The 23,047-nt window shown below is 68.1% G+C and carries 22 protein-coding genes; 12 read left to right on the top strand and 10 right to left on the bottom strand.

The window, feature by feature from the left end; all coding sequences use genetic code 11:
- Nucleotides 1-102: 102 nt before the first annotated feature.
- Nucleotides 103-753, bottom strand: a complete 651-nt coding sequence (locus CVM50_RS08245) for a Hint domain-containing protein (protein ID WP_085889682.1) — start codon at nt 751-753, stop codon at nt 103-105.
- 91 nt (nt 754-844) lie between these two features.
- On the opposite strand from CVM50_RS08245, the gene nth reads away from it, so the two are divergent.
- The 5 genes from nth (at nt 845) to lpxK (ending at nt 5,069) form a co-directional block, all read left to right on the top strand.
- Nucleotides 845-1,489 carry an endonuclease III gene (nth, locus tag CVM50_RS08240; RefSeq protein ID WP_085889683.1) on the top strand — a complete coding sequence of 215 codons (645 nt, stop codon included), beginning with the start codon at nt 845-847 and terminating at the stop codon, nt 1,487-1,489.
- Nucleotides 1,486-2,472 carry an adenosine kinase gene (locus CVM50_RS08235; protein ID WP_085889684.1) on the top strand — a complete coding sequence of 329 codons (987 nt, stop codon included), beginning with the start codon at nt 1,486-1,488 and terminating at the stop codon, nt 2,470-2,472. The genes nth and CVM50_RS08235 overlap by 4 nt, the downstream gene beginning before the upstream one ends.
- 150 nt (nt 2,473-2,622) lie before the next feature.
- The gene (locus tag CVM50_RS08230) at nt 2,623-2,868 is read left to right on the top strand and encodes a DUF4170 domain-containing protein (RefSeq protein WP_085889685.1); all 246 of its coding nucleotides are present in this window, start codon (nt 2,623-2,625) and stop codon (nt 2,866-2,868) included.
- 6 nt (nt 2,869-2,874) lie between these two features.
- A complete protein-coding gene (locus CVM50_RS08225) occupies nt 2,875-4,086 on the top strand; it encodes a 3-deoxy-D-manno-octulosonic acid transferase (protein ID WP_085889686.1) in 1,212 nt (403 codons plus the stop codon).
- Nucleotides 4,086-5,069: a tetraacyldisaccharide 4'-kinase gene (lpxK, locus tag CVM50_RS08220; protein ID WP_198431874.1), complete on the top strand. Its 984-nt coding sequence runs from the start codon at nt 4,086-4,088 to the stop codon at nt 5,067-5,069. Before CVM50_RS08225 ends, lpxK begins: the two co-directional genes overlap by 1 nt.
- Before the next feature lie 126 nt (nt 5,070-5,195).
- Here lpxK and CVM50_RS08215 read toward each other — a convergent pair whose 3' ends face one another.
- From CVM50_RS08215 to CVM50_RS08205, 3 genes are all read right to left on the bottom strand, one after another.
- The gene (locus tag CVM50_RS08215; RefSeq protein WP_085889720.1) at nt 5,196-5,993 is read right to left on the bottom strand and encodes a 3'(2'),5'-bisphosphate nucleotidase CysQ; all 798 of its coding nucleotides are present in this window, start codon (nt 5,991-5,993) and stop codon (nt 5,196-5,198) included.
- Nucleotides 5,994-6,024: 31 nt separating this feature from the next.
- A complete protein-coding gene (locus CVM50_RS08210) occupies nt 6,025-7,368 on the bottom strand; it encodes a TldD/PmbA family protein (protein ID WP_085889688.1) in 1,344 nt (447 codons plus the stop codon).
- Nucleotides 7,369-7,549: 181 nt separating this feature from the next.
- Nucleotides 7,550-9,118 carry a DUF2125 domain-containing protein gene (locus CVM50_RS08205; RefSeq protein ID WP_100148464.1) on the bottom strand — a complete coding sequence of 523 codons (1,569 nt, stop codon included), beginning with the start codon at nt 9,116-9,118 and terminating at the stop codon, nt 7,550-7,552.
- 239 nt (nt 9,119-9,357) lie between these two features.
- Here CVM50_RS08205 and CVM50_RS08200 point away from each other — a divergent pair, with 239 nt between their 5' ends.
- On the top strand, nt 9,358-10,113 hold the full coding sequence (locus CVM50_RS08200; protein ID WP_085889690.1) for an SDR family oxidoreductase: 756 nt from the start codon (nt 9,358-9,360) through the stop codon (nt 10,111-10,113).
- Entirely contained in the window at nt 10,110-10,715 is a 606-nt protein-coding gene (locus CVM50_RS08195) for an enoyl-CoA hydratase/isomerase family protein (protein WP_085889691.1), read from the top strand. The genes CVM50_RS08200 and CVM50_RS08195 overlap by 4 nt, the downstream gene beginning before the upstream one ends.
- Nucleotides 10,716-10,815: 100 nt before the next feature.
- Here CVM50_RS08195 and CVM50_RS08190 read toward each other — a convergent pair whose 3' ends face one another.
- Nucleotides 10,816-11,085, bottom strand: coding sequence for an HNH endonuclease (locus CVM50_RS08190; protein WP_408634054.1), 270 nt, complete (start codon nt 11,083-11,085; stop codon nt 10,816-10,818).
- A 47-nt stretch (nt 11,086-11,132) separates the two neighbouring features.
- Here CVM50_RS08190 and CVM50_RS08185 point away from each other — a divergent pair, with 47 nt between their 5' ends.
- Nucleotides 11,133-12,314 (top strand): TIGR03862 family flavoprotein, encoded by a 1,182-nt coding sequence (locus CVM50_RS08185; RefSeq protein ID WP_085889693.1) that lies wholly within the window; start codon nt 11,133-11,135, stop codon nt 12,312-12,314.
- A 1-nt stretch (nt 12,315) separates the two neighbouring features.
- On the opposite strand, the gene CVM50_RS08180 is transcribed toward CVM50_RS08185, so the two are convergent.
- The 4 genes from CVM50_RS08180 to leuS all read right to left on the bottom strand — a co-directional run bounded on the left by CVM50_RS08180 (nt 12,316) and on the right by leuS (nt 17,194).
- Complete coding sequence (locus CVM50_RS08180) at nt 12,316-12,933, bottom strand: glutathione S-transferase family protein (RefSeq protein ID WP_085889694.1); 618 nt, start codon at nt 12,931-12,933, stop codon at nt 12,316-12,318.
- A 67-nt stretch (nt 12,934-13,000) separates the two neighbouring features.
- Nucleotides 13,001-14,029, bottom strand: coding sequence for a DNA polymerase III subunit delta (holA, locus tag CVM50_RS08175; protein WP_085889695.1), 1,029 nt, complete (start codon nt 14,027-14,029; stop codon nt 13,001-13,003).
- Nucleotides 14,026-14,547: an LPS assembly lipoprotein LptE gene (lptE, locus tag CVM50_RS08170; protein WP_085889696.1), complete on the bottom strand. Its 522-nt coding sequence runs from the start codon at nt 14,545-14,547 to the stop codon at nt 14,026-14,028. The genes holA and lptE overlap by 4 nt, the downstream gene beginning before the upstream one ends.
- Nucleotides 14,534-17,194, bottom strand: coding sequence for a leucine--tRNA ligase (gene leuS, locus CVM50_RS08165; RefSeq protein WP_085889697.1), 2,661 nt, complete (start codon nt 17,192-17,194; stop codon nt 14,534-14,536). The genes lptE and leuS overlap by 14 nt, the downstream gene beginning before the upstream one ends.
- Before the next feature lie 170 nt (nt 17,195-17,364).
- On the opposite strand from leuS, the gene CVM50_RS08160 reads away from it, so the two are divergent.
- Nucleotides 17,365-18,627: a glycosyltransferase gene (locus CVM50_RS08160; protein WP_085889698.1), complete on the top strand. Its 1,263-nt coding sequence runs from the start codon at nt 17,365-17,367 to the stop codon at nt 18,625-18,627.
- Between the two features lie 94 nt (nt 18,628-18,721).
- Here CVM50_RS08160 and CVM50_RS08155 read toward each other — a convergent pair whose 3' ends face one another.
- Complete coding sequence (locus CVM50_RS08155) at nt 18,722-19,189, bottom strand: DUF3576 domain-containing protein (RefSeq protein WP_085889699.1); 468 nt, start codon at nt 19,187-19,189, stop codon at nt 18,722-18,724.
- 351 nt (nt 19,190-19,540) lie between these two features.
- On the opposite strand from CVM50_RS08155, the gene CVM50_RS08150 reads away from it, so the two are divergent.
- The 3 genes from CVM50_RS08150 to CVM50_RS08140 all read left to right on the top strand — a co-directional run bounded on the left by CVM50_RS08150 (nt 19,541) and on the right by CVM50_RS08140 (nt 22,902).
- Nucleotides 19,541-20,425, top strand: coding sequence for a porin (locus CVM50_RS08150; RefSeq protein ID WP_085889700.1), 885 nt, complete (start codon nt 19,541-19,543; stop codon nt 20,423-20,425).
- Nucleotides 20,426-20,572: 147 nt separating this feature from the next.
- Complete coding sequence (locus tag CVM50_RS08145) at nt 20,573-21,232, top strand: YggS family pyridoxal phosphate-dependent enzyme (RefSeq protein ID WP_085889701.1); 660 nt, start codon at nt 20,573-20,575, stop codon at nt 21,230-21,232.
- A gap of 128 nt (nt 21,233-21,360) precedes the next feature.
- A complete protein-coding gene (locus CVM50_RS08140; protein WP_085889702.1) occupies nt 21,361-22,902 on the top strand; it encodes an FMN-binding glutamate synthase family protein in 1,542 nt (513 codons plus the stop codon).
- Nucleotides 22,903-23,047: the final 145 nt, after the last annotated feature.

Here is a 23,047-nt window from a genome sequence, read left to right as displayed (position 1 = left end):
GCCCCCGCCCTGTCTGGCGACCCGGAAGCTGCGCAAAGGCTGCGGGCGCGGCGCGGGACAGGCGCGGGACCGTCACGCAGCCAGCAGCCGGGCCGGCCGCGGTCAGGCGGCCAGCAGGTCGAGCAGGGACAGGTCCGGCGGGCAGATCTGGCGCAGCGTCAACGCCTCCTCCCGCGTCAGGCAGGGGCGCGCCGGCCCCTGACCTTCGTCGAAAAGCCGCGTGGCGCGGCGCACAGCCGGGGGCAGGTCCAGCTGTGCCGCCATGCGGGCGTTCGTGCTTTCGACCCACAGAGAGCCGGCCGAGATGATCTCATGCCGTTCCATGATGATGAGGTGATAGGTCAGCCCGCCCATGCGCGGATCAGGGCGGGCGCGGTTGCGGCGCGAGATGTCGCAGAAGCGGGCCAGTGCCTCCTTCGCGCGGAACTGGGTCTCCACCTCCGGTCGGCGGATCAGGGCGCGGTGCCCCGGGGCGACGCGCAGGGATTCCAGCAATTCGCCCTGGGGACCGCGTTCGCCGGGGTGAAATGTCAGCGGCGACGGCAGGGCGCTGCCGTCGGGCATCTGACGTAGCCGCGCGATATGCAGCACCGGCTGCGCGCCGCGGTCGCGTGTGATCATCCTGTCGCCCGGCGCCAACCACTCGATCGGCATTTGGCCGTCGACGGTCAAAACCATGCAGCCGGGGCCAAGGCCGGAAATCGGGCCGGTGCCGGAACCTTCTCCGGCCTGTTCTGTCTGAGAATCGGTCATCTGCCTGCCTCCGGGCACAGTTTGCGCAGGAGCCCTTTCCCGGGGGTTAAATACCTTGTTGCCAGAGAGAATTCAGGGCAGAAACGCGCCCATGGCCCGTCAATTGCCCTATCCGATCCTGCGTGAGATCTTCGACCGCTTCCAGGCGGCCGAGCCGGAGCCGAAGGGCGAGCTCGATCACGTGAACGCCTATACGCTGCTGGTTGCCGTGGCCCTCTCGGCTCAGGCGACCGATGCCGGCGTCAACAAGACGACACGCGATCTGTTTCCCATTGCCGACACGCCGCAGAAGATGCTGGCGCTTGGCGAGGAAGGCCTGATCGAGCACATCAAGACCATCGGCCTTTACCGCAACAAGGCCAGGAACGTCATCAAGATGGCGAAGATCCTTGTCGAGGAGTACGGCGGCGAGGTGCCCAATTCCCGCGCGGCGCTGCAGGCGCTGCCGGGGGTGGGGCGCAAGACCGCCAATGTCGTGCTGAACATGTGGTGGGGCTTTCCCGCGCAGGCGGTCGATACCCACATCTTCCGTCTTGGCAACCGTGCAGGCATCGCGCCCGGAAAGGACGTGGTCGCCGTGGAGCGGGCGATAGAAGATAACATCCCGGTGGATTTCCAGCTGCATGCGCATCACTGGATGATCCTGCATGGCCGCTACGTGTGCACGGCCCGTAAACCCAAGTGCGGTACCTGCCTGATCCGGGATCTCTGCGAATTCGAGGAAAAGGTTCTATGACCAAATATGACGTGATCGGCATCGGCAATGCCGTGATGGATGTTCTGACGCAAAGCGACGACGCCTTCCTGGACCGGATGGGCATCGAGAAGGGCATCATGCAGCTGATCGAACAGGAACGGTCCGAGTTCCTTTACGGAGAGATGGGCGAACGCCACCAGATCCCGGGCGGCTCGGTCGCCAACACCGTGGCGGGCGTCGCCAACATGGGGCTGAAGACCGCCTTCATCGGCAAGGTGCGCGATGACGAGGTCGGCCGTGAATACGCCGCCAAGACCCGCGACGGCGGCACCGATTTCCCCAACGATCCCTTCAGCGATGCCGAGCTGCCCAGCTCGCGCTGCATGATCTTCGTCTCCCCCGATGGCGAGCGGTCGATGAACACCTATCTCGGCATCTCCTCCGAGGTGGGCCCGGACGACGTGCCCGACAGCGTCTGCCAGAACGCCAAGATCCTGTTCCTGGAGGGCTATCTCTACGACAAGCCCAAGGGCAAGCAGGCCTTCGAGACCGCCGCACGCCTGACCCGGGCCGCCGGTGGCATGGCCGGCATCGCCCTGTCCGACCCCTTCTGCGTCGATCGCCACCGCGAGGATTTCCGCAAGCTGGTCAAGGAACTGGACTACGTGATCGGCAATGAGCACGAGTGGAAATCCCTCTATGAAACCGACGACTTGGGCGCGGCGCTGGAAACGGCCGCTGCCGAATCGGGTCTGATCGTCTGCACCCGTTCGGGCCACGACGTGGTCATCGTGCGCGGCGACGAAGAGGCCATCGTGCCGGTGAAGACCGTGACCCCGGTCGATGCCACCGGCGCGGGCGATCTCTTCGCCGCGGGCTTCCTCTACGGGCTGGCCACCGGCGCCGATCTGGCGACCTCGGGCAAGATGGGCTGCGTGGCTGCCGCCGAGGTGATCTCGCACTACGGCGCCCGTCCCGAGAAGGACCTGGCGGCGCTATTCAAGGCCGAAGGGCTGGTCTGACCTCCCGGACGTCTTTCGTGACGTCCTTCCTGTCGCCGCGGGCCGGCTACGCGCTTGCGGCGATGGTATGCCTTTGTGTACCGGGCGGGCTTGACCCGTGGAGACAATCGGCGCAAACCACGCACTGAAGCATCTGGAAAGGAATGGCCCATGGCGCAGCGCCTTCACCTCGTCTTCGGTGGCGAACTCGTCGATCCGTCGAAGAACGTCTTCAAAGATATCGACGACCTGCACATCGTCGGCATGTACCCCTCCTATGCAGAGGCCTACGACGCCTGGAAGGCGGAGGCCCAGAAGACCGTCGATAACGCCCACATGCGCTATTACATCGCCCACATCCATCGGCTGCGCGACGAGGAGCTTGAAGCCTCGCCCACCGAGGAACTGGGTCATTAATCCCTGATGGTGCGTCCTGTCGGACTGGCGGCCTACAGGGCGCTGACCCGGCGTGGCGCCCAGGCCGGGGCGGATCTGCCGCCGCGGCCCGAGGGCGTGGTCCTGTGGATCCACTGCCCGCGCGCCGCGCGCCGCAAGTCGGCCGAGGAGCTGGCGCGCCGCCTGATCAGCCAGGAGGACGACCTGTCGGTCCTTCTGACCCTGGGCGAAAGCGACCGGCTGACGCCGATCGACGATCCGGCGCTGATCACCCTCCCGGCGCCGGAGGAGGACGGAAGTTCCCTCCAAGCCTTCTTCTCCCATTGGCACCCCGACATGCTGGTCTGGCTGACCGGCGACCTGCGTCCGCCGCTGCTGGCTCAGGCGCGGCGGGCCAGCATCCCGATGATGCTGGCCGAGGCCGAGGAGGATGCCTTCAACGAACCGCGGTTCAGCCTTCGGCCCAGCCAGACGCGGCGCATGCTGGAACGGTTCTCGGTCCTGTGCGCCAGTTCGGCCAATGCGGCGCGGCGCCTGCAACGGCTGGGGGTCGACCCCGGCCGGATCGAGATCAGCGGCGCCCTGCAGGAGGCGGGCATGGCTCTGCCTTGCAACGACGAGACGCGGGATGAGCTGGCCGCCGAACTGGCCGGGCGGCCGATCTGGCTGGCGGCCATGGTGCACCGCGAGGAACTGGCCACCGTGCTGGACGCGCATCGCCGGGCCTCGCGCCTGGCGCACCGGCTGCTGCTGGTGCTGGTCCCCGACGACCCGGAGGAGGCCGAGGCCTACACCGAGGTGCTGAAGACCGAGGGCTGGCGGTACATCAGCTGGTCCGACGGGGATCTGCCCCGGGATGAAACCCAGGTCCTGCTGGCCGACACGCGCGGCGAGATGGGGCTGTGGTATCGGCTGTCGCCGGTGACGCTGATGGCCGGATCGCTGCGCCGCGGGATGAAGGGACATGACCCGTTCGAGCCGGCGGCGCTCGGCTCTGCCGTGCTTTACGGGCCCTTCGTGGCGCATCACCTGCCAGCCTATACGAAGCTGGCCCAGGCGGGGGCAGCGCGGCTCATTCGTGACGCGGACAGCCTGGCGCAGGGGCTGTCGCGGATGCTGGCGCCGGACCAGGCGGCGACCATGGCGATGGCGGCCTGGGACGCGGCGACCGCGGGGGCGGAGATGACCGACCGGGTCTGTGCCTGGGTGACCGAGCAGATCGACGAGAGGCAGGGCTGATGCAGGCACCATCCTTCTGGTTCCGCCCGCCGGGCGTTGCCGCCACCCTGTTGCGGCCTCTTGGGGCGCTTTACGCTGCTGCCAGCGCCCGGCGGTTGGCCGCCCGCGCGCCGGTCGATCCGGGCGTGCCAGTAATCTGCGTCGGCAACCTGAACGCGGGTGGCACCGGCAAGACGCCCACGGCCATCGCGTTGCTGATGCGGCTGACGGCGCGGGGACTGACCCCGCATTTCCTGTCGCGCGGCTACGGCGGATCGCTGGAGGGGCCGGTGCAGGTCGACCCGCGCCGCCATGGCGCGGAGGAGACCGGGGACGAGCCGCTGTTGCTCTCGGCCTTTGCGCCGGGCTGGATCGCCCGCGACCGGGTGGCCGGGGCCCGCGCCGCCGTGGCGGCCGGCGCCGATGTGATCGTGATGGACGACGGGTTCCAGGATCCGGCGCTGGCCAAGGCGCTGTCGCTGGTGGTGGTGGATGCCTGGAAGGGCTTCGGCAACGGGCTCTGCCTGCCCGCCGGGCCGCTGCGCGAGCCGGTGGAGGCGGGTCTGGCGCGGGCCGACCTGCTGTTGTCCATCGGCCCGGAGGCCGCCCAGGCGCAATTCGATCCCGGCCCGCTGCCCGGCGGCGTCGCGCATCTGCGCGGTGAATTGGCGCCGCTGCCCACGGGGATGGACTGGCAGGACATGCCGGTCTTCGCCTTTGCCGGCATCGGTCACCCGGAGAAGTTCTTTGCCACCCTGCGGGGGCTGGGCGCGCAGGTCATCCACGGCGAGGGCCTGTCGGATCACCAGCCGCTGACGCCTGCGCTGCTGGCGCGGCTTGAGCGGGACGCGGCGGCCCATGGGGCGCAGCTGGTGACCACCGAAAAGGATGCTGTGCGCCTGCCGCAGGAATACCGCCAGAAGGTGCTGACCCTGCCGGTGCGGCTGTCGCTGCAGGATGCGACCCCGTTGGACGCGGCGCTGGACCGGGTGCTGGCGGGGTAGAGGTCGCAGGGTGGGGGCTCTGCCCCCCTTGAGCCTTCGGCTCAATTCCCCCCGGAGTATTTTTGACGACGTGAAGACAGGGGTGGGGTGCCTCGGGCCGGGCGTGGCACCCGGCGGCCCCGGGCGTCAGTCGCGCAGGGGTGGCAGCGGATCGCGCGGGGCGTCGGGAGCGAGGCGCGACAGGATCTGATCCTGCAGCCCGACGGAGGCGGCGATCACCCCGTCGAGCAGCGGGCGGTCGCGGTTGAAGACGAGGGGGCCGCCGCTGCGGTCGCAGGCGGTGGCGCCGGCCTCTTCCACGATCAGGCTGCCCGCCGCGATGTCCCATTCCCAGGACGGGCGCAGGGTCATCATCGCGTCGAAGCGACCCTCGGCCACCAGCGACAGGCGATAGGCCAGCGAGGGGCGGTAGTGGCGGGACACGTCGGGCACCGGGCCGGACCAATTTTCCGGCGCGTAGTTGGGTTTTGCCGCCAGCAAGCGGGCGCCGGTGAGGCTGGAGGTGGTGGTGGCGCGGATCGCCGCGCCGTTCAGCGTGGCCCCCTGGCCCCGGGCGGCGGCATAGAGCTTGTCCATGGCCGGCAGGAAGACCACCGCCGCGGTGACGCGACCACCCTCGGCCACGGCCAGCGAATGCGCCCAGGCCTGGTCCCCCTTCATGAAGGCGCGGGTGCCGTCGATGGGATCGATGATGAAGACCCGCTCATGCCCGAGGCGCACCGGATCGTCGGGGCGTTCCTCCGACAGCCAGCCGTAATCGGGCCGCGCGGCGCCGAGGGCCGCGTGAAGGGCCGCATCCACCGCCAGGTCGGCCTCGGTCACCGGGCCCTGTCCGTCGGGTTTCTCCCAGCTCTGCGCGCCCTTCGCCGCATAGCGCAGAGCGATCTCGCCCACTTCGCGCGCCGCCGCGACCAGCAGGGCCATGTCCTGCGCATGACGGGCGTGCGCCCGGGGGTCAGCTTCCGGCAAGGGTCATTCCTTCGACCAGCAGCGAGGGCACCCGCAGCGAGGCCCAGGGCCGGGCGTCGTTGGCCGGCCGCAGGGCCCGCAGCATGTCGCGCAGGTTGCCGGCGATGGTGCATTCGTGGACCGGGTGGCGGATCTCGCCGTTCTCGATCCAGAAACCGGCAGCGCCGCGCGAGTAATCCCCGGTGTTGGGGTTGATGGTCGAGCCGATGAGCGAGGTCACCAGCAGGCCGGTGCCCATCTCGGCGATCAGCTCTTCGCGGGTCTGGGCGCCGGGTGTCAGTTCCAGGTTCCAGGTCGAGGGCGAGGGCGGGGCGGAGAGGCCGCGCGCGGCATTGCCCGTGGGCGCCACGCCCAGCTTGCGCGCCGTGGCCAGATCGACGGTGAAGCCGGTCAGCATGCCCTGGTGGATGATGTCGCGGGGCGCCACGGCCAGGCCTTCGGCGTCGAAGGGGCGGGACTGGCCGCCGCGGGGGCGCAGCGGGTCCTCGGTCAGCGACAGGGCGTCGGGCAGCACCGCTTCGCCCAGGGCGTCGCGCAGGAAGGAGGAACCTCGGGCGACCGCCTGGCCGTTCACCGCGCCGATCAGGTGGCCGATCAGGCTGGCGGCGACCCGTTCATCGTAGAGCACGGGGTAGGCGCCGGTTTTCGGCGCGCGGGCGCCCTGGCGGGCCAGCGCCCGTTCGGCGGCGCGGCGGCCGATCTCCTCGGCGTCGCGCATGTCGGCGGCGAAGATGCGGCCATCGCTGTCGTGGTCCCGCTCCATGCGCTCGCCTTCGCCGGCGATGGCGACGCAGGCCAACGAATGCGAGGAACGGCGATAGCCGCCCTCGAAGCCGTTGCTGGCCAGCATCCGGATGTCGCTTTCGCCATAGGCCGCCGATGCGGTGGACACCTGCGAGATCCCCTCGACCGCCAGCGCCGCAGCCTCGGCGCGCACCGCGGCCTCCTTCAGCGCCTCGGGGTCGGGTTCCCCGGCAGGGTCGTACATCTCCAGACCCTCGGCATCGCGGCGGGCCGACAGCTGACCCGGCTCCGCCAGGCCGATCCAGGGATCCTCGGGGGCCTCGCGGGCCATGGCGACGGCGCGTTCGGCCATCATCTCCAGCCCCTCGCGGCGTGCGTCGGAGCCCGACACGCAGGCCTGGCGCTTGCCCAGGAGAACCCGCAGGCCGATCTCGAACCCTTCGGCGCGTTCCGCCTGTTCCAGGGCACCGCCCCGGATGTCGATGGACACGGAGGTGCCCTGGCGGGCGACCACGTCGGCGTCGTCGGCGCCGGCCTTGCGGGCGGCATCCAGAAGGGCGTGGGAGAGAGCGGTCAGGTCGTTCATGGAAATCCCCGAAAATGGGCCGGGTTACGGTTCCAACTGACCTAGACCCTGGGGGGGCGCGGATCAAGGCGCCTGGGCCCGCCGACAGGTCCCGGACCCCTGAACGGCAACCGCCCGGGCGCTGGTGGCGGCCCGGGCGGCATCGTCTTCCTTCGTCTGGCGGGCCTGGGCCCGATCCGCCTTACGGCGTCATCGGGTTGCCGTTGACCAGCAGGCTTTCGTCCTCGGTGATCTCGATCGTCGAGGCCAGGTCATCGGGACCCGACACCTGGCGGGCGAACATGCCGACCATCATCGGAGCCATCATCGCCTGGTCGGCGGGGATCAGGCCCATTTCGCCCAGGGTCTGGATCAGGCCCATGACGCCCTGCGCGGTGACCTCCAGCGTGCCGGTGGCCTTGGGCATGTCGGGGTTCAGTTGCGATTGCACCGTGTTGTCGATGTCGAACTGGCCCTCAGCCTGCAGCGCGGCGCCGCCGGCCTTCAGCTCCAGCATGTCGAGGTTGAGCGAGGTCAGCTCGCCCGGGGCCTCGCCGGGATCCATGTCCTCCAGTGCCTCGGCGTCGGTCAGGTCGTGGAACAGCCGTGCGGCGCCGGAGAGGCGGGCATCGACGGTCAGCGGCTCATGCGGCAGGGCGCCGGTGGGATCGACCATCGCCCAGAGGCCTTCGGGTACCACGGCGTCGCGCAGGGTGATGCGCAGACCCAGCGGGCTGGGCTCTTCGCTGGCGGCAAGCGGCATGGTCAGGCCGAAACCGGCCTCCGCAAGGCTCAGCTGTACCGGGAAGGGCAGATCGTCCGATTGCAGCTGCATGGCGATGTCGGTGCCGGAGACGTCGTAGTGCAGACCCTCGTCGGCCAGGCGCGCGATCAGCTGTCCGCCGGCGCTGGTCTGGCCAAAGCTGAACTCCTCACCGTCGCTGCTGCCCGACATCTGCATCTCGCCGCCAGTGTGGGCCATGGTGGTGTCCATGCGCATGCCGCTCGACAGCATGCTGGCCGGGTCCATCTGCTTGCCGTCCTCTGCCGCGGGCAGGAAGAGCGTGCCGCCGAAGCTGGTGCCGGCGAAGCTGCCGGTAGCATGCACCTCGCCTTCCTCGCCGCTTTCCTCGGGGGCGATCAGGTCGAAGCGATAGCTGATCATGTCGGCGGTGAAGGCCTGCTCGATGTCGAAGCCGTCGGTGGAGGCGATGCGCGCGGTACCGGAGGCGCCGCTGATGAGGACGGCGAACATGTCCTCCAGCACCACGTCGTCGGGGCCGGTGACGCTGTCGACGGTCACACCGATCTCATCCGCCTCGTAGCGGGCGGCGACATCCCCGGGGGTGCCCGAGAAGAGCTGGCTGAGGCCCTCGGCGGTGAGGGTCATCTCGACGCTGAACGGGCCTTCGTCGCTGTCGGCTTCCAAGGTCATCGGCATCGAGGCAGGCAGCACCAGCTCGACCTCGTCGTCGCCACGGGCTGCATAGGTCATATCGCTCATGGTGAGGACCATGGAGAGATCCTCGCCGTCCTCGATCTCGGTGGTCACAGTCAGCCGCAGCTCATCCACCGTCAGGTCGTCGCCATCGCGCGAGATGTCGGCGTCAACGGTGTATCCGCTGGCTTCGAGATAGGCGCGGTTCTGCTCCCACAGCTCGTCCGGGGTCAGGGCGAAGGCGGGGCCGGCCAGGCAGGTGCCGGCGACGAGGGTCGCCAGGACGGAGCGCGCGGGGCGGACAGAGACGGGGAAAATAGGGGAAAGGGTCATGAAAAGGTCCTCCGAAGTATGGGGCACAGCGTGGCGTGACCCCTGACCTTGGTCAAGCGTCTGGCGCTGTCTGCGGCGTCTTGTCAGCGTGCGGCGGCGCGCGCAAGGGCCGGCGCTGTCGCGCCGGGTCAACGGGCGGATTGGCACCGGTGCTGGACGGGGGGCGGTCCGGGCGATAGCTCTGGTCCGAAGCATCAGCAGGGACGGGGCCGCGGGCGCTCCGGGAAAGGACGACAGCCATGACGGATCTGACGGGAAAGACCGCGATCATCACCGGGGCGGGCCGTGGGATCGGCGCCGCGACTGCGCGGGAATTCGCCGCCCGGGGCGCCAACGTGGCGCTGCTGGCGCGCAGCGGAGACGAGATCGCGGCCCTGGCGGGGGAGATCGGCCCCCAGGCGGTGGCGATTCCCTGTGACGTGTCGCGCTACTGGGAGGTGGAGCAGGCGGTGAAGGCCGTGGCCGACACCTTCGGCCGCGTTGACATCCTGGTCAACAACGCCGGCATCCTGAAACCCGTCACCACCCTGGCCGAGGCCGACCCGGAGGCCTGGATGAAGGTCATCGACATCAATATCGGCGGTGTCTTCAACGGCTTCCGCGCGGTGCTGCCGGTGATGATCGCCGCGGGCGGCGGCACGATCATCACCGTGTCGTCGGGCGCCGCGCATCGCGCCCTGGAAGGTTGGAGCGCCTATTGCACCTCGAAGGCGGGCGCCGCCATGCTGACTGAGGCGGCGCACCTGGAGAACGCCGGGCACGGCATCCGCGTCATGGGCCTCTCGCCGGGTACCGTGGCCACCCAGATGCAGCGCGACATCAAGGCCTCGGGGGTCAATGCCGTCAGCCAGCTGAACTGGGAAGATCACATTCCCCCCGAATGGCCCGCCAAGGCCCTGCTGTGGATGTGTGGCCCAGAGGCCGACGCGCATCTGGGCGAGGAGCTGTCGCTGCGCGACGAGGGTCTGCGTGCCAAGCTGGGCCTCGGCGCATGATCCGCACCGAGGAGCTGGAGGGCGGCCTTTACAAGGTCACCCTGGCGCGGCCCGACAAGGCCAATGCCCTGACCGAGGGGATGCTGGAAAGCCTTATCGAGGTCTTCGAGACGGTGCGCCCGCGCGCCATGATCCTGACCGGCGAAGGCCGCGTCTTCTCCGCCGGGGCGGACCTGGAGGCGGCGCGCGCGGGCCTGGGCGTCTCGCCCCTGTGGGAACGGCTGTCGGGCGCCATCGCGGCGCAGCCGGGCCTGACCGTGGCGGCGCTGAACGGCACCCTTGCGGGGGGCGCCATGGGCATGGCCCTGTCCTGCGACATCCGCCTGGCGGTGCCGGGGGCGAAGTTCTTCTATCCGGTGATGAAGCTGGGCTTCTTGCCGCAGCCCTCGGACCCGGGGCGCATGGCGGCGCTGATCGGGGCTGCGCGGGCCAAGATGATCCTGATGGGCGGGCAGAAGATCCTGGCCCCCGAGGCGCTGGCCTGGGGGCTGATCGACCGCATCTGTGACGATCCGGTGGCCGAGGCCCGCGTGCTGGCCGCCGATACGCTGGGGGCCACGCCCGAGCATGCCGAGGCGATCAAGCGGATGTGCGAGGGGTGACGCGGCAAGGGGGGCTCCGCCCCTTCGCGGCTGAAATCCTCCTCCGGAGGATTTCCGAGACGCCGCTCAGCCCCGGAGTATTTCCGGCTGTCGGATGAGACTATTTGCGTTTGCGCCTGCCGCCCGGTGTTTTCGAGTGGAAGTCGGGCGGGCGTTTGGCGACCCAGGCGGCGAATTTCGCCAGCCGCGGGTGGCTGCGCAGCGCTTCCGGCGTGTGGTAGTCGCGGGCCAGTTCGGCCTCGGTCAGGGTGGCGTGGATCTCGTTGTGGCAGATCTGGTGCAGCAGCACGGTCGGCCCGCCCTTGCCGCCTTTGAGGCGGGGGATCAGGTGATGCAGGCTTTGTTTCGCATGGGGCGGAATAGGGCGCATGCAGAGAGGGCAGAGGGGATCATCCGTCATGCCCGAAGGATAGGTGAATGAGCGCGGAACGCGAGACGGTTGAGGCGCTGGTGATCGGCGCGGGCCCGGCGGGGCTGATGGCGGCGGAGGCCCTGGCCGGCGCCGGGCTGTCGGTCGTCGTGGTCGACCGGATGCCCAGCGTGGCGCGCAAGTTTCTGATGGCCGGGAAGTCGGGGCTGAACCTGACCAAGGCGGAGCCGTTCGAGCGGTTCCTCGCGGCCTATGGCGAGGGTGCTGAGTGGCTGCGCCCGATGCTGGAGGTCTTTGGCCCCGATGAGGTCGCTGCCTGGGCGCGGGGGCTGGGGCAGGATCTGTTCACCGGCTCCACCGGCCGGGTCTTTCCCACGGTGATGAAGGCCTCGCCGCTGTTGCGCGCCTGGCTGGCGCGGCTGGATGGGGCGGGGGTCAGCCTGCGCACCCGCTGGACCTGGCGTGGCTGGGAGGAGGGCGCGGCGGTGTTCGATACCCCCGAGGGCGCGCGCCGGATCGAGGCGGGGGTCACGGTGCTGGCGCTTGGCGGGGCCAGCTGGCCGCGGCTGGGATCCGATGGCGCCTGGGCGGCATGGCTGGGGCCGGTCGATCCCTTCGTGCCCTCGAACTGCGGCTTCCGCGTCCGCTGGTCGGACCACATGGCGCCGCAGTTCGGTGCGCCGGTGAAGGCCGTGGCGCTGCAGGCGGGCAGGCAGGTCAGCCGGGGGGAGTTCGTGATTTCCCGCGCGGGCGTCGAGGGCGGCGCGATCTATGCCCTGTCGGCGGCGCTGCGCGAGGGCGCGGCGCTGACCTTGGACCTGTTCCCGGATCTGGACGCCGAAACGCTGGCCGCGCGGCTGGCCAGGGGCCGCAAGGGCGAGAGCGGGACCAAGGCCTTGCGCCGGATGAAGCTGGACGCCGCCAAGCGCGCGCTGGTGATGGAACTGGCCCGGCCCCTGCCGAAGGATCCCGCCGGCCTGGCTGCCGTGCTGAAGGCTCTGCCGCTGCCGCTGGCGGGGCCGCAGGGCATGGAGCGGGCGATTTCCAGCGCCGGGGGCCTGCGGCTGAGCGCGCTGGACGCGCAGTTGATGCTGCGTGAGCGGCCGGGCGTTTTTGCTGCGGGCGAGATGCTGGGCTGGGACGCGCCGACCGGGGGGTATCTGCTGACCGCCTGCCTGGCCACAGGTCTGGCTGCGGGGCAGGCGGCAGCAGGTTACGCGCGCCGCTAGCTCAGGCGGTGGCGGGCGCGGCCAGGGATTTTTCCGACGCCACGGCGCTGCTGTAGGCCTCGCGAGCCCGCATCCGGGCATGATAGGCCAGCAGGGTCTCGCTGGAGACCTCGAACTTCGCCGCATGGGCCCAGTCGAGGCAATGGGTGGCCAGGATATCGGGCACCGTCATCTCCTCTCCCATGATGAAGGGGCCGACCATGCGCTCGGCCAGCCGGTCGCAGTTGCGGGCGAATTCCCATCGCAGGCTGTCCTTGATGGCGGGGACGCGCTGGTCCTCCGGCAGGACGAAACTGTGCCGCGTGGACATCCACAGAAGGCCCTCGATGTCATCGACGATCTGCTGGGTAAGCCCGTCCTGGCGGGCGCGTTCAAGGCTGCCCGCGCGCGCGGTCATGCGGCCCGTGCTGTCGGCCAGCCAGGTCAGGATGGCGACGGAATCGGTCAGGGCCGTGCCGTCTTCGGTGACCAGCACGGGCAGCTTGCCCAGGGGCGAATGTTCGGTCACCTGCGGCTCATGGGGCTTGGCGTATTGGCGCTGGTAGGGCAGGCCAAGCTCCTCCAACATCCAGACGACGCGAAAGGTGCGGTTCTGCGGGCCGCCGATAAGGGTGTACATGGGTGATCTCCTCCTGCCGTCACACAGGCACAGGGGCGGGCGGAAATCCAGTGTGACGTGGCGCGGCCTAGCGCGCGCGGCCCAGCATCGCCAGGCGGATCAGCATCCGTTCGACCAGCGCCATGTCCGGCGCCGTGGCCCCGGCAGAGCGCAGGGTCAGATCCGTCTCGATGATCAGCGACAGCGCCTGTTCCAGGCGCGGCGCGCCCCAGGATCCGGCCTGGCGCATGATCCGGTCGCGTCGGGGGCCGAAGACCGGTGGGCGCAGCTTGCCGATGCCCTCGCCCGGGCCGCCCGGATGGGCCGCGACAGCGTAGAGGGTGCGGAAGTGGCGCAGGGCGGCGATGCACAGCCCCGTAGGCTGGGTGCCCTGGGCCTTCAGCTGGCGCATCACCGGGCCAATCTCGCCGGCGCGACTTTCGGCGACGGCGTGCAGCACATCGTCCAGCTCCGCCTCGCTGGAGGCCGGGGCGCAGGCGGCGATGTCCTCGCCCGTCAGGGGCGTGTCGTCGCCGAACTTGTAGAGCGCGATCTTGTCGACGGTCTGGCGGAAGTCGCCGGGATCCAGCGCCAGCGCCAGGTTGGTCAGGTCGCGCAGGGCCTCCTGTGGCACGTTGCGCAGGCCCGCCTTCTGCAGCGTCGCCTCGATCTCCTCGCGGGAGGGCGGGTCGTCGTAGATCCCGCAGGCATAGGCGTTGCGGTGCCCCTCAAACGCCTTGCGGATCTTCGAGGTGGGTTTCAGCTGCCCTGCGGTGATGATGAGTTGGGCATCGCCTGGCTGCCATTCCTCCAGCGCCGCGAGGATCGCCGTGGCCGCGTTTTCATTCGCCCCCTCGACGAAGACGACGCGCGGGCCGGGGAAGAAGCTTTGCGCCTTCATCGCATCGACCAGCTGGGCGGTGTCGCGGCGCAGCTCTGCCCCCTGCATCCGGGTCAGGCGCATTTCCTCGTCGCCCTGGGGGCCGACGAGGGCTGCGATCATCTCCTGCCGGCGCAGGGCGATGCGCATGGCATCCGGCCCGTAGAGCAGCACGCCGGTCTTGTCCGCCTCGGGCTTGGCCGCGTAGCGGGCGATGTCGCGCGAGGCGAGCTTCATGTCTCGGCGGTGGCCGGGGCGGGCAGCTCGGCGATCAGCCGGGACATCAGCAGATCGGCCAGCATGGTGACGATGCGCGCCCGTGCGGCACGGCCTGCCGCCTGTGTCGCGACGGTGGAGCCGGTGGCGGAATAGCCGGTGAAGTTGGTCACCTGGCCCTCGGTCAGCAGGGCACCGGAGGCATCGCGCAGCTTGTAATCAAGATCGCCCGAGACGCGGAACCGCGTGGTGTCGTTGGCCGCGTTCACCGCGAGCCGGCTTTCGGAGATCCGCAGGGTCAGCTCCAGCGCGTAGTCCACCGAACCGGCCCGGCCAAGGCGCTGTTCCAGCTCCCGGATGAGCAGGTAGCTTTCCTCGGAGTTGGGGTCGGGCAGAAGGGTGCGGCCGTGCAGGCGCGAGGCGGCGCCGCCCGGCGCATAGGCCGGGGAAAAGCCGCAGGCGGCCAGCCCCGCCAGCCCGATACCGGCGAGGGATTTCAGCACGTTGCGCCGCGCGAGGCTGCTTTTAGACAACGACATTCACGATCCGCCCGGGGACGACGATGACCTTCTTGGGCTGGGCCCCGTCCAGCGACCTGACGACACCATCGCTGGCCAGGGCCAGCTTTTCAACCTCTGCCTTGTCCATGTCCTTGGGCACGGTGATCTCGCCCCGGCGCTTGCCGTTGACCTGGATGGGCAGGGTGACGGTATCCTCGACCAGCATCGCCTCGTCCGCGACGGGCCAGGGGGCGTTTGCGATCAGGCCCTCGCCGCCCAGGGTCGACCAGATCTCCTCCGCCAGATGCGGCGTCATGGGCGACATCAGCTGTGCCAGGGTCAGCACCGCCTGTTTCTTCGCCGCGCCGGAGGCCTTGGATTTCTGGATCGTGTTGGTGAAGCCGTAGAGTTTCGCGATGGAGGCGTTGAAGCCGAAGCTTTCGACGCCCAGGGTCACGTCGCGGATGGCCTTGTGCATCTCGCGCAGAAGCGCGGTGTCTTCGGCCTCGGTCCCTGCGGCGGTTTCGTCCAGCTCTGCCGCCAGGCGCCAGACACGCGCCAGGTGTTTGCTGGCCGCCTCGGCGCCCGCAGCGGTCCATTCCACGTCGCGTTCCGGCGGGCTGTCGGACAGCACGAACCAGCGCGCGGTATCGGCACCGTACTGGCCAATGATCGCCACCGGGTCGACGACATTGTTCTTCGACTTGGACATCTTGGCCGAGGGGATGATTTCGACCTTCTCATGAAGCTGGAGGCCTTGATGGCGAATCCACATGCTGGCAGCGTCGGACGTATCGACCAAGCTATTTGAACTGAGACTTTCCAACACGGTATTCAGGACAGCAAACTGTTTTCCATCCAGCGAGAATAATGTGACGTCTTCAGGGTAGTGGTATATCGGCCGCTCGTCTTTGATAGTTCTATAGATCGCGTGGGTTACCATCCCTTGCGTGAAGAGCGCGTTGAACGGCTCTTTCGACTTCTCCGGCAGGTGGCCGCAGATGTTCATCGCCCGGGCGAAGAAGCGCGAGTAGAGCAGGTGCAGGATCGCGTGTTCGATGCCGCCGATGTACTGGTCGACGTTCATCCAGTATTCGGCCTCGGCCATGTCCGTTGGCGTGGTGGCGCGTGGCGCGGTGAAGCGGGCGAAATACCACGACGAATCGACGAAGGTGTCCATCGTGTCCGTTTCGCGTTTCGCCGGAGCCCCGCAGGCCGGGCAGGCGCAGTCACGCCAGGTCGGATGCCGGTCCAGCGGGTTGCCGGGGATGGAGAAATCGATCGGCTTGCCGCCCTCGTCGTAGGGCAGTTCGATCGGCAGGTTCTCTTTCTTCTCGGGCACCACACCGCAGGCGTCGCAATGGACGACCGGGATCGGGCAGCCCCAGTAGCGCTGCCGCGACAGGCCCCAGTCTCGCAGGCGGAACTTGGTCACACCCTGGCCGATGCCCTTGGCCTCGCAGAACTCGACCGTGGCGTCGATCGCCTCGTTGCCGGTCATGATGTCCTCGCCCGCGACCTTGCGGATGAAACGCACCTTGTCGGGCTTCGGCGGCACATAGGCGCCCTTGGCGGGATAGTCGCCCTCGACCGGTTCGAACACCGGGGTGATCGGCAGATCGTACTTGCTGGCGAACTCATGGTCGCGCTCGTCATGGGCCGGCACGCCGAAGATGGCGCCGGTGCCGTAGTCCATGAGGATGAAGTTGGCGATCCAGACCGGCAGTTTCCAACCCGGATCAAGGGGATGGGTCACGGTCAGTCCGGTGTCGAAGCCCAGCTTCTCGCCGGTCTCGATGGCCTCTTCGGTGGTGCCGCCCTTGCGCGCCTCGGCGCAGAAGGCCGCGACCTTGGGATCCTTGGCTTCCAGCGCCTTGGCCAGCGGGTGGTCGGGCGAAATGCCGACGAAGCTGGCGCCCATCAGGGTGTCGGGGCGCGTGGTGTAGACCTCGATCTGCTCGAACCCTTCGGCGGGCGCGGTCAGATCCCAGCAGAACTGCAACCCGCGCGACTTGCCGATCCAGTTGGCCTGCATCGTCTTCACCTTGGCGGGCCAGTCGTCGAGACCGTCCAGCGCGGTCAGCAGCTCATCCGAGAAATCGGAGATCTTGAAGAACCACTGGGTCAGTTCGCGCCGTTCCACCAGCGCGCCGGAGCGCCAGCCGCGGCCGTCCTCGACCTGTTCGTTGGCCAGCACGGTCATGTCGACCGGATCCCAGTTCACCACCGCGTTCTTGCGGTAGACCAGGCCCTTTTCCATGAAGTCGAGGAACATCGACTGCTGCTGACCGTAATACTCCGGATCGCAGGTGGCGAACATGCGCGACCAGTCGAGGCCGAAGCCCAGGGGCTTCATCTGTTCGACCATCGTTTCGATGTTGCCGTAGGTCCAGTCCTTGGGGTGGCCGCCCGACGCCATGGCGGCGTTCTCCGCCGGCATCCCGAAGGCGTCGAAACCCATGGGGTGCAGCACGTTGTGCCCCGTTGACATCTTGTAGCGCGCGATCACGTCGCCCATCGTGTAGTTGCGCACGTGGCCGATGTGGATGCGGCCCGAGGGGTAGGGGAACATCTCCAGCACGTAGTACTTCGGCTTGTCGCCGTCGCGGGTGGCGCGGAACACCTGGGCGTCGTCCCAGGCCTTCTGCCATTTCGGTTCGATCTCGGCGGCGGAATAGCGCGACATGTCTGGCCCTTTGGTGGTCTGGCGGTGATCGGTCATAGGTCTCGGGGTTTGGCGCGGTTGATATTGCGCGGGGCGCGCAGGGTCCAGCCCTTTGCGCAAAGGGGCCGCGGCCACGGCTTTTCAAGGCCGGCAGCGCGTGGTTCACTGGCACAGTTTCCGGAGTAAGCCATTTGAACATCCTTTTCATTCACCAGAACTTTCCCGGCCAGTTCAAACACCTCGCCGTGGCGCTGGCGGCGCGGGGCCATTCGGTGACCGCGCTGACCCTGCGGGTGAAGGAACCGGCCACATGGCGCGGGGTGCGGGTGCTGCCCTACACCATCCAGCGCAAGGGCGGGCAGCAGTTGCATCCCTGGCTGGTGGACATGGACAGCAAGGTGACCCGCGCGGAGGCCTGTTTCCATGCCGCCCGGCGCCTGCGCGAGCAGGGCTATCAGCCCGATGTCATCATCGCCCACCATGGCTGGGGCGAGTCGCTGTTCCTGCGCGATGTATGGCCGCGCGCCCGGATGGGCATCTATTGCGAGCTCTACCACCTGGCGGGCTACCCGCATCTGAACTTCGACCCGGAATTCCGCGGCCGCGACGAGGCGATCGAGCCGCTGCGCATCCGGATGAAGAACCTCAACAACCACCTGCACTTCGACATGGCGCAGGCCGGGATTTCGCCCACCCGGTTCCAGGCGGATACCTTCCCCGCCACCTTTCGGCCCGAGATCTCGGTCATTCACGACGGCATCGACACCGGCCAGGTGAAACCCGACCCGGAGGTGCGGTTCGAGCTGGAGGAGGGCGGGCGCGTCCTGACCCGGGACGACGAGGTTATCACCTTCGTCAATCGCAACCTCGAACCCTATCGTGGGTATCACATCTTCATGCGGGCCCTGCCCGAGCTGCTGCGGGCGCGACCCAAGGCCCAGGTGCTGATCACCGGGGGCGACGGCACCTCCTACGGGGCGAAGCCGCCCGAGGGCAAAACCTGGAAGCAGATCTTCATCGACGAGGTGCGGGACCGCATCCCGGACGAGGATTGGGCGAGGGTGCATTTCCTGGGCCGCATTCCCTATGCGCGGTTCCTCGACATGCTGCGGCTCAGCCGGCTGCACGTCTACCTGACCTATCCCTTCGTCCTGTCCTGGTCCCTGCTGGAGGCGATGGCGACCGAGGCGGCGATCGTGGCCAGCGACACCGCGCCGGTCCGCGAGGTGATCGAGCAGGACAGGACCGGGCGGCTGGTGGATTTCTTCGATCCCGACGCGCTGACGGCGGAGATCTGTGCGTTGCTGGATGACCGGGCGGCGCGCGAGAGGCTGGGCCGGGCGGCGCGGGCGCATATCCTGGAAAACTATGACCTGGGTCGAATCTGCCTGCCGCGGCAGATCGATTGGGTGGAGCGGCTGGCCGCGATGCCGGCCCCGCCTCTGCCGGAGTAGGGGCGACAGGCCTGCGGTGCTTGCCCCAGGAAAGCAAAAGGGGCGGCGCCCGACGGGCCCGCCCCTTGCTGTCTGTCAGGTCCGGTGCCGGGTCTCAGAACCGGCGGTCGCTCACGCGCAGCTGGCGGGCGCGGGTCAGGATCGCATCCTCGACCGCCCGCTGGGTGCCTTCCGCGACCGGGCTGCCGCCACGGGTCTGGATCGACACGTTCAGGGAGCGGGCCTCCAGCGCCGGGTCGGAGATGTAGACGGTGGCGCGGTAGGCGCGGCCGCCGCCCGGAGGCGTGCCGTAGCCGAAGGTGATGACGCCGGTGAAGGGGTCGATCTGTTCGACGGGCAGGAAGTTCAGCACTTCTAGCGAGGCGTTCCACAGGTAGCGGTTCACCGCGACCTTGGTGCCGTCGTCGCGCTGGTTGAACAGGTCCCAGATCGTTTCGCGCTGCTCCAGCTGCTGCTGCGGCGTCGGCCCGGGATCGGGGTTGTTGCCACAGGCGGCCACTGCCAGCAGGCCGGTCACGGCCGCAGCGCGAGCCACGGTTCGGATTGCGCGAGAAGAGATCATGCTTCGGCCCCGTTGTGATTGGTCCCTCCCGATCTACCGAAGCCGTCCTTCATGAGCAAGAACCTTTAAGACGCGGCATTTTTCCCGCGTGGGCCTGCCCCTGCTGAAGGAAGATGCACGCGCGCGCCCGCGCGACGGGCGCAGGACCGTAAAAGGCGTGCCCGCGCAGAATTCCGGCGTCTGACATGCGCTGTCGGTTGCCACTGTGGCAGAGTTGCACCAATCCCCGACGTGGTTATCCGGTCGCCATTCGGTGTTCTTGCAAAGAGACGGCAAAAAGAGCGAAAGACCTTGGCATACCCAATGCGGATTCTCCGTTTTGGGGCAGACTGAGAAACCGAGGGAAACACCATGAAAAAGATTCTCTTTGCGACGACCGCCCTGGTCGCAACCGCAGGCTACGCCGCAGCTGACATCACCGTTTCCGGTGGCGCCAACATGGGTGTGAAGTATCTGGAAGACCGCGCAGGCGGCGAAACCTACACCTACACCGAACTCGACTTCGGCATCAACGCCTCCGGCACCACCGACTCCGGCATCGAGTTCGGCGCGTCGATCGACCTGGACGCCACCGATTCCGATGGCTCGGCCAAAAACGACAACGCTGCTCTGGACCCCGAGACCTACATCTCCTCCGGTGGCCTGACCCTGCGCATGGGTAACCTGGACGGCGTGTCCGATCCCTTCGGTCTGCCCGACATCGGCTTCGACGGCATCGGTGTCGACGATGTGGCCGAGAAGGTCACCGTGGGTGGCACCCAGTACGGCGTCAAAGCCGACGCATCGGTCTCCGTTGAGTACGCCTTCGGCGACTACACCTTCGTGGCTGCTGCCAACGAAGACGACGACTGGGGCGTTTCGTTCGCCGGCGCAGTTGACGCCTTCACCTTCGGCATCGCCTACGAAGAAGTTAACGATGTCCAGAACACTGGCATCGACGGCGCTACCACCTGGCTGAACCTGGGCTACTCCTTCGGCGCCTTCGGTGTTGACGCCTTCTACGTCAACATGGACCCCGATGGCTTCGACACCGAAGAAGGCTACGGCCTGGCCGGTTCCTACACCGCCGGTGACCTGACCGTGACCGCCGTGTGGGCCGACAACTCGACCGCAGACGACGCAGCCTACGGCATCGACGCAGCCTACGACCTGGGCTCCGGCCTGGTTGTCAAAGGCGGCGTGGGTTCCGTCAACGACAAGACCGCTGCCGACTTCGGCGTGATCATGTCCTTCTAATAGACCCTACGGTCTATCTGAAGGAGAAGGGCGAGCTTCGGCTCGCCCTTCTTGCTTTCGGGCCCTCGCCACGGCGGGGGTCTTTTCTTTTGTCGCGCGCTGGTGTTCCTATGCCGGCAATTCCGAACGACCCGCCAGGAGGCCCCCATGTCGCTGTCAGAGATCCGCACCCGCATCGCCAAGGCCTGTGACGAGGCCGGGCGCGACGCCTCCGAGGTGACGCTGATCGCCGTGTCCAAGGTGCAGCCCGACGACCGGGTGCGTGCCGTGCTGGACGAGGGCCACCGCGTTTTCGGTGAGAACCGGGTGCAGGAGGCGGCGGGCAAATGGCCCGGCTTCCGTGAGGCCTATGACGGGATCGAGCTGCACATCATCGGGCCGCTGCAATCCAACAAGGTGCGCCAGGCGATGGAGCTGGCGCAGTACATCCATTCCGTTGATCGCCCGAAGATCGCCCATGCCATTGCCCGCATCGCGGATGAGACCGGCGCCTGCCCGCGTCTGTTCCTGCAGGTGAACACCGGCGAGGAGCCGCAGAAGGCCGGGATCCTGCCGGGGGAGGCCGATGCCTTCGTCAAGGAATGCCGGGACCTGTCGCTGCCGGTCGAGGGGCTGATGTGCATCCCTCCCGTCGAGGAAGAGGCGAGCCTGCATTTCGCCCTGCTGGCCAAGATCGCCGAGCGTAACGGGCTGACCGGCCTGTCGATGGGCATGTCCGGCGATTTCGAGAAGGCGATTTCCTTCGGGGCGACTCATGTCCGGGTCGGATCGGCCATCTTCGGTGCCCGCGAGACCCCTGCAGGCTGAACCCTGCGGCGGCGCGGGGTGCGCCTGGCGGGAACCGGGTTTGCGCGGCGCTTGTCCGGTTGCAGGGTGGGCCGGGTTCTGGGCAAGGTGCGGCCAAAGGCAAGCGCAGCACCCAGGAGCCGCCCCAAATGGATTTCATCGCCCCCTTCGTCGAGTGGCTGGTTTTCATCTTCGTCATGGCGATCGGCCTGGCGATGCTGGCCGTGGTCGTCATGTTCCTGCTGGACCTGAGCCAGCGCGAGGATGCCATTCGCCGCAACTATCCCGTTATCGGGCGCTTCCGCGGCATGTTCACCAAGCTGGGGGAGTTCTTCCGCCAGTACTTCTTCGCCATGGACCGCGAGGAGATGCCCTTCAACCGGGCGCAGCGCGACTGGGTGTACCATTCAGCCAAGGGGCTGAGTAACACGCTGGCTTTCGGGTCGACCCGGAACCTGTCGATCCCCGGCACGCCGATCTTCGTCAACGCGGTCTTCCCGCCGCTGGATGACCAGTTCGCCGCGACCAAGCCGATGGTGATCGGTCCCCACGCCCGCCACCCTTACAACGCGCCGTCGATCTTCAACATCTCCGGCATGTCCTACGGTGCCATGTCACGCCCGGCGATCGAGGCGCTGTCGAAGGGCGCGAAGAAGGCGAACATCTGGCTGAACACCGGGGAAGGGGGCCTGTCGCCCTACCACCTGGAAGGGGGCTGTGACCTCGTCTACCAGATCGGCACGGCCAAGTTCGGTGTGCGCGACCATGACGGCAACCTCAGTGACGACAAGCTGCGTGAGGTGGCCGCGAAGCCGCAGGTGAAGATGTTCGAGCTGAAGCTGGCGCAGGGCGCCAAGCCCGGCAAGGGCGGCATCCTGCCCGCCGCCAAGATCGACGAGGAGGTGGCCCAGATCCGCGGCGTGCCCATGGGCAAACCCGCGATCAGCCCGAACCGGCACAAGGAAATCGACGATTTCGGCGACCTGCTGGACATGATCGCCCACATCCGCGAGGTGACGGGCAAGCCCGTGGGCTTCAAGACCGTGATCGGCTCCTCGGACGCCTATGAGGAGCTGTTCGAGATGATCGTCGCGCGCGGTCCCGAGGCGGCGCCCGATTTCATCACCGTCGATGGCGGCGAAGGGGGCACCGGCGCCGCGCCCATGCCGCTGATGGACCTGGTGGGCATGCCCCTGCGCGAGGCGCTGCTGCGGATGACGGACATGCGCGACCGCTTCGGCCTGCATGACCGGATCCGCATCATCGCCAGCGGCAAGCTGGTGAACCCGGCCGACGTAGCCTTCGCCATCTGCGCGGGCGCCGATTTCGTCGTCTCGGCGCGGGGCTTCATGTTCTCCATGGGCTGCATCCAGGCGCTGAAGTGCAACAAGAACACCTGCCCCACGGGGATCACCACCCATGACCCGCACCTGCAGCGCGGGCTGGTGGTGCAGAAGAAGTACAAGGGTGTCGCCAACTACGCCCGCGGCATCGTCGGCGAGGTGGAGATGATCGCCCATTCCGTCGGGGTGGCTGAGCCCCGCCAGATGCGCCGCCGCCACGTGCGGATGGTGATGGCCGACGGCAACTCGGTCCTGCTGCGCCGCCTGCGCCCCTCGGTGGAGGACGCGGCTGCCATTCCCGAGGGCAGCAAGACCGCCGAGACCCCGGTGGAGGCCCCTGACGCCTGACCTTCGGGCCGGCCTCGACCCACTGTACAGCCCCGCCCGCGCAGCCTTCTGCGCGGGCGTTTTGTTTCAGGCTATTGCCGCAGCTGTGAGCAGGGGTCATTTTGAGGAAACCGAAAGGGCTGCTACCTCGTACCTTAAGGGAGAG

The organism is Pseudooceanicola marinus, assembly GCF_002786295.1.
In the GTDB taxonomy this organism is placed as follows: Bacteria; Pseudomonadota; Alphaproteobacteria; order Rhodobacterales; family Rhodobacteraceae; genus Pseudooceanicola; species Pseudooceanicola marinus.
This window is presented reverse-complemented; position numbering and strand designations above follow the sequence as displayed.

Excerpts from the sequence above, each read along its gene's own strand:
- CVM50_RS08185 (WP_085889693.1), top strand. The coding sequence starts at position 11,133 with ATGAGCGCGGAACGCGAGACGGTTGAGGCGCTGGTGATCGGCGCGGGC.
- CVM50_RS08140 (WP_085889702.1), top strand. The coding sequence starts at position 21,361 with ATGGATTTCATCGCCCCCTTCGTCGAGTGGCTGGTTTTCATCTTCGTC.
- CVM50_RS08205 (WP_100148464.1), bottom strand. The coding sequence starts at position 9,118 with ATGACCCTTTCCCCTATTTTCCCCGTCTCTGTCCGCCCCGCGCGCTCC.
- CVM50_RS08180 (WP_085889694.1), bottom strand. The coding sequence starts at position 12,933 with ATGTACACCCTTATCGGCGGCCCGCAGAACCGCACCTTTCGCGTCGTC.
- CVM50_RS08230 (WP_085889685.1), top strand. The coding sequence starts at position 2,623 with ATGGCGCAGCGCCTTCACCTCGTCTTCGGTGGCGAACTCGTCGATCCG.
- CVM50_RS08150 (WP_085889700.1), top strand. The coding sequence starts at position 19,541 with ATGAAAAAGATTCTCTTTGCGACGACCGCCCTGGTCGCAACCGCAGGC.
- CVM50_RS08215 (WP_085889720.1), bottom strand. The coding sequence starts at position 5,993 with ATGGCCCTGCTGGTCGCGGCGGCGCGCGAAGTGGGCGAGATCGCTCTG.
- holA (WP_085889695.1), bottom strand. The coding sequence starts at position 14,029 with ATGAAGCTCGCCTCGCGCGACATCGCCCGCTACGCGGCCAAGCCCGAG.
- CVM50_RS08235 (WP_085889684.1), top strand. The coding sequence starts at position 1,486 with ATGACCAAATATGACGTGATCGGCATCGGCAATGCCGTGATGGATGTT.
- CVM50_RS08195 (WP_085889691.1), top strand. The coding sequence starts at position 10,110 with ATGATCCGCACCGAGGAGCTGGAGGGCGGCCTTTACAAGGTCACCCTG.
- CVM50_RS08210 (WP_085889688.1), bottom strand. The coding sequence starts at position 7,368 with ATGAACGACCTGACCGCTCTCTCCCACGCCCTTCTGGATGCCGCCCGC.
- CVM50_RS08145 (WP_085889701.1), top strand. The coding sequence starts at position 20,573 with ATGTCGCTGTCAGAGATCCGCACCCGCATCGCCAAGGCCTGTGACGAG.
- CVM50_RS08245 (WP_085889682.1), bottom strand. The coding sequence starts at position 753 with ATGACCGATTCTCAGACAGAACAGGCCGGAGAAGGTTCCGGCACCGGC.
- CVM50_RS08190 (WP_408634054.1), bottom strand. The coding sequence starts at position 11,085 with ATGCGCCCTATTCCGCCCCATGCGAAACAAAGCCTGCATCACCTGATC.
- CVM50_RS08200 (WP_085889690.1), top strand. The coding sequence starts at position 9,358 with ATGACGGATCTGACGGGAAAGACCGCGATCATCACCGGGGCGGGCCGT.
- CVM50_RS08155 (WP_085889699.1), bottom strand. The coding sequence starts at position 19,189 with ATGATCTCTTCTCGCGCAATCCGAACCGTGGCTCGCGCTGCGGCCGTG.
- lptE (WP_085889696.1), bottom strand. The coding sequence starts at position 14,547 with ATGTCGTTGTCTAAAAGCAGCCTCGCGCGGCGCAACGTGCTGAAATCC.
- leuS (WP_085889697.1), bottom strand. The coding sequence starts at position 17,194 with ATGTCGCGCTATTCCGCCGCCGAGATCGAACCGAAATGGCAGAAGGCC.
- lpxK (WP_198431874.1), top strand. The coding sequence starts at position 4,086 with ATGCAGGCACCATCCTTCTGGTTCCGCCCGCCGGGCGTTGCCGCCACC.
- nth (WP_085889683.1), top strand. The coding sequence starts at position 845 with ATGGCCCGTCAATTGCCCTATCCGATCCTGCGTGAGATCTTCGACCGC.
- CVM50_RS08225 (WP_085889686.1), top strand. The coding sequence starts at position 2,875 with ATGGTGCGTCCTGTCGGACTGGCGGCCTACAGGGCGCTGACCCGGCGT.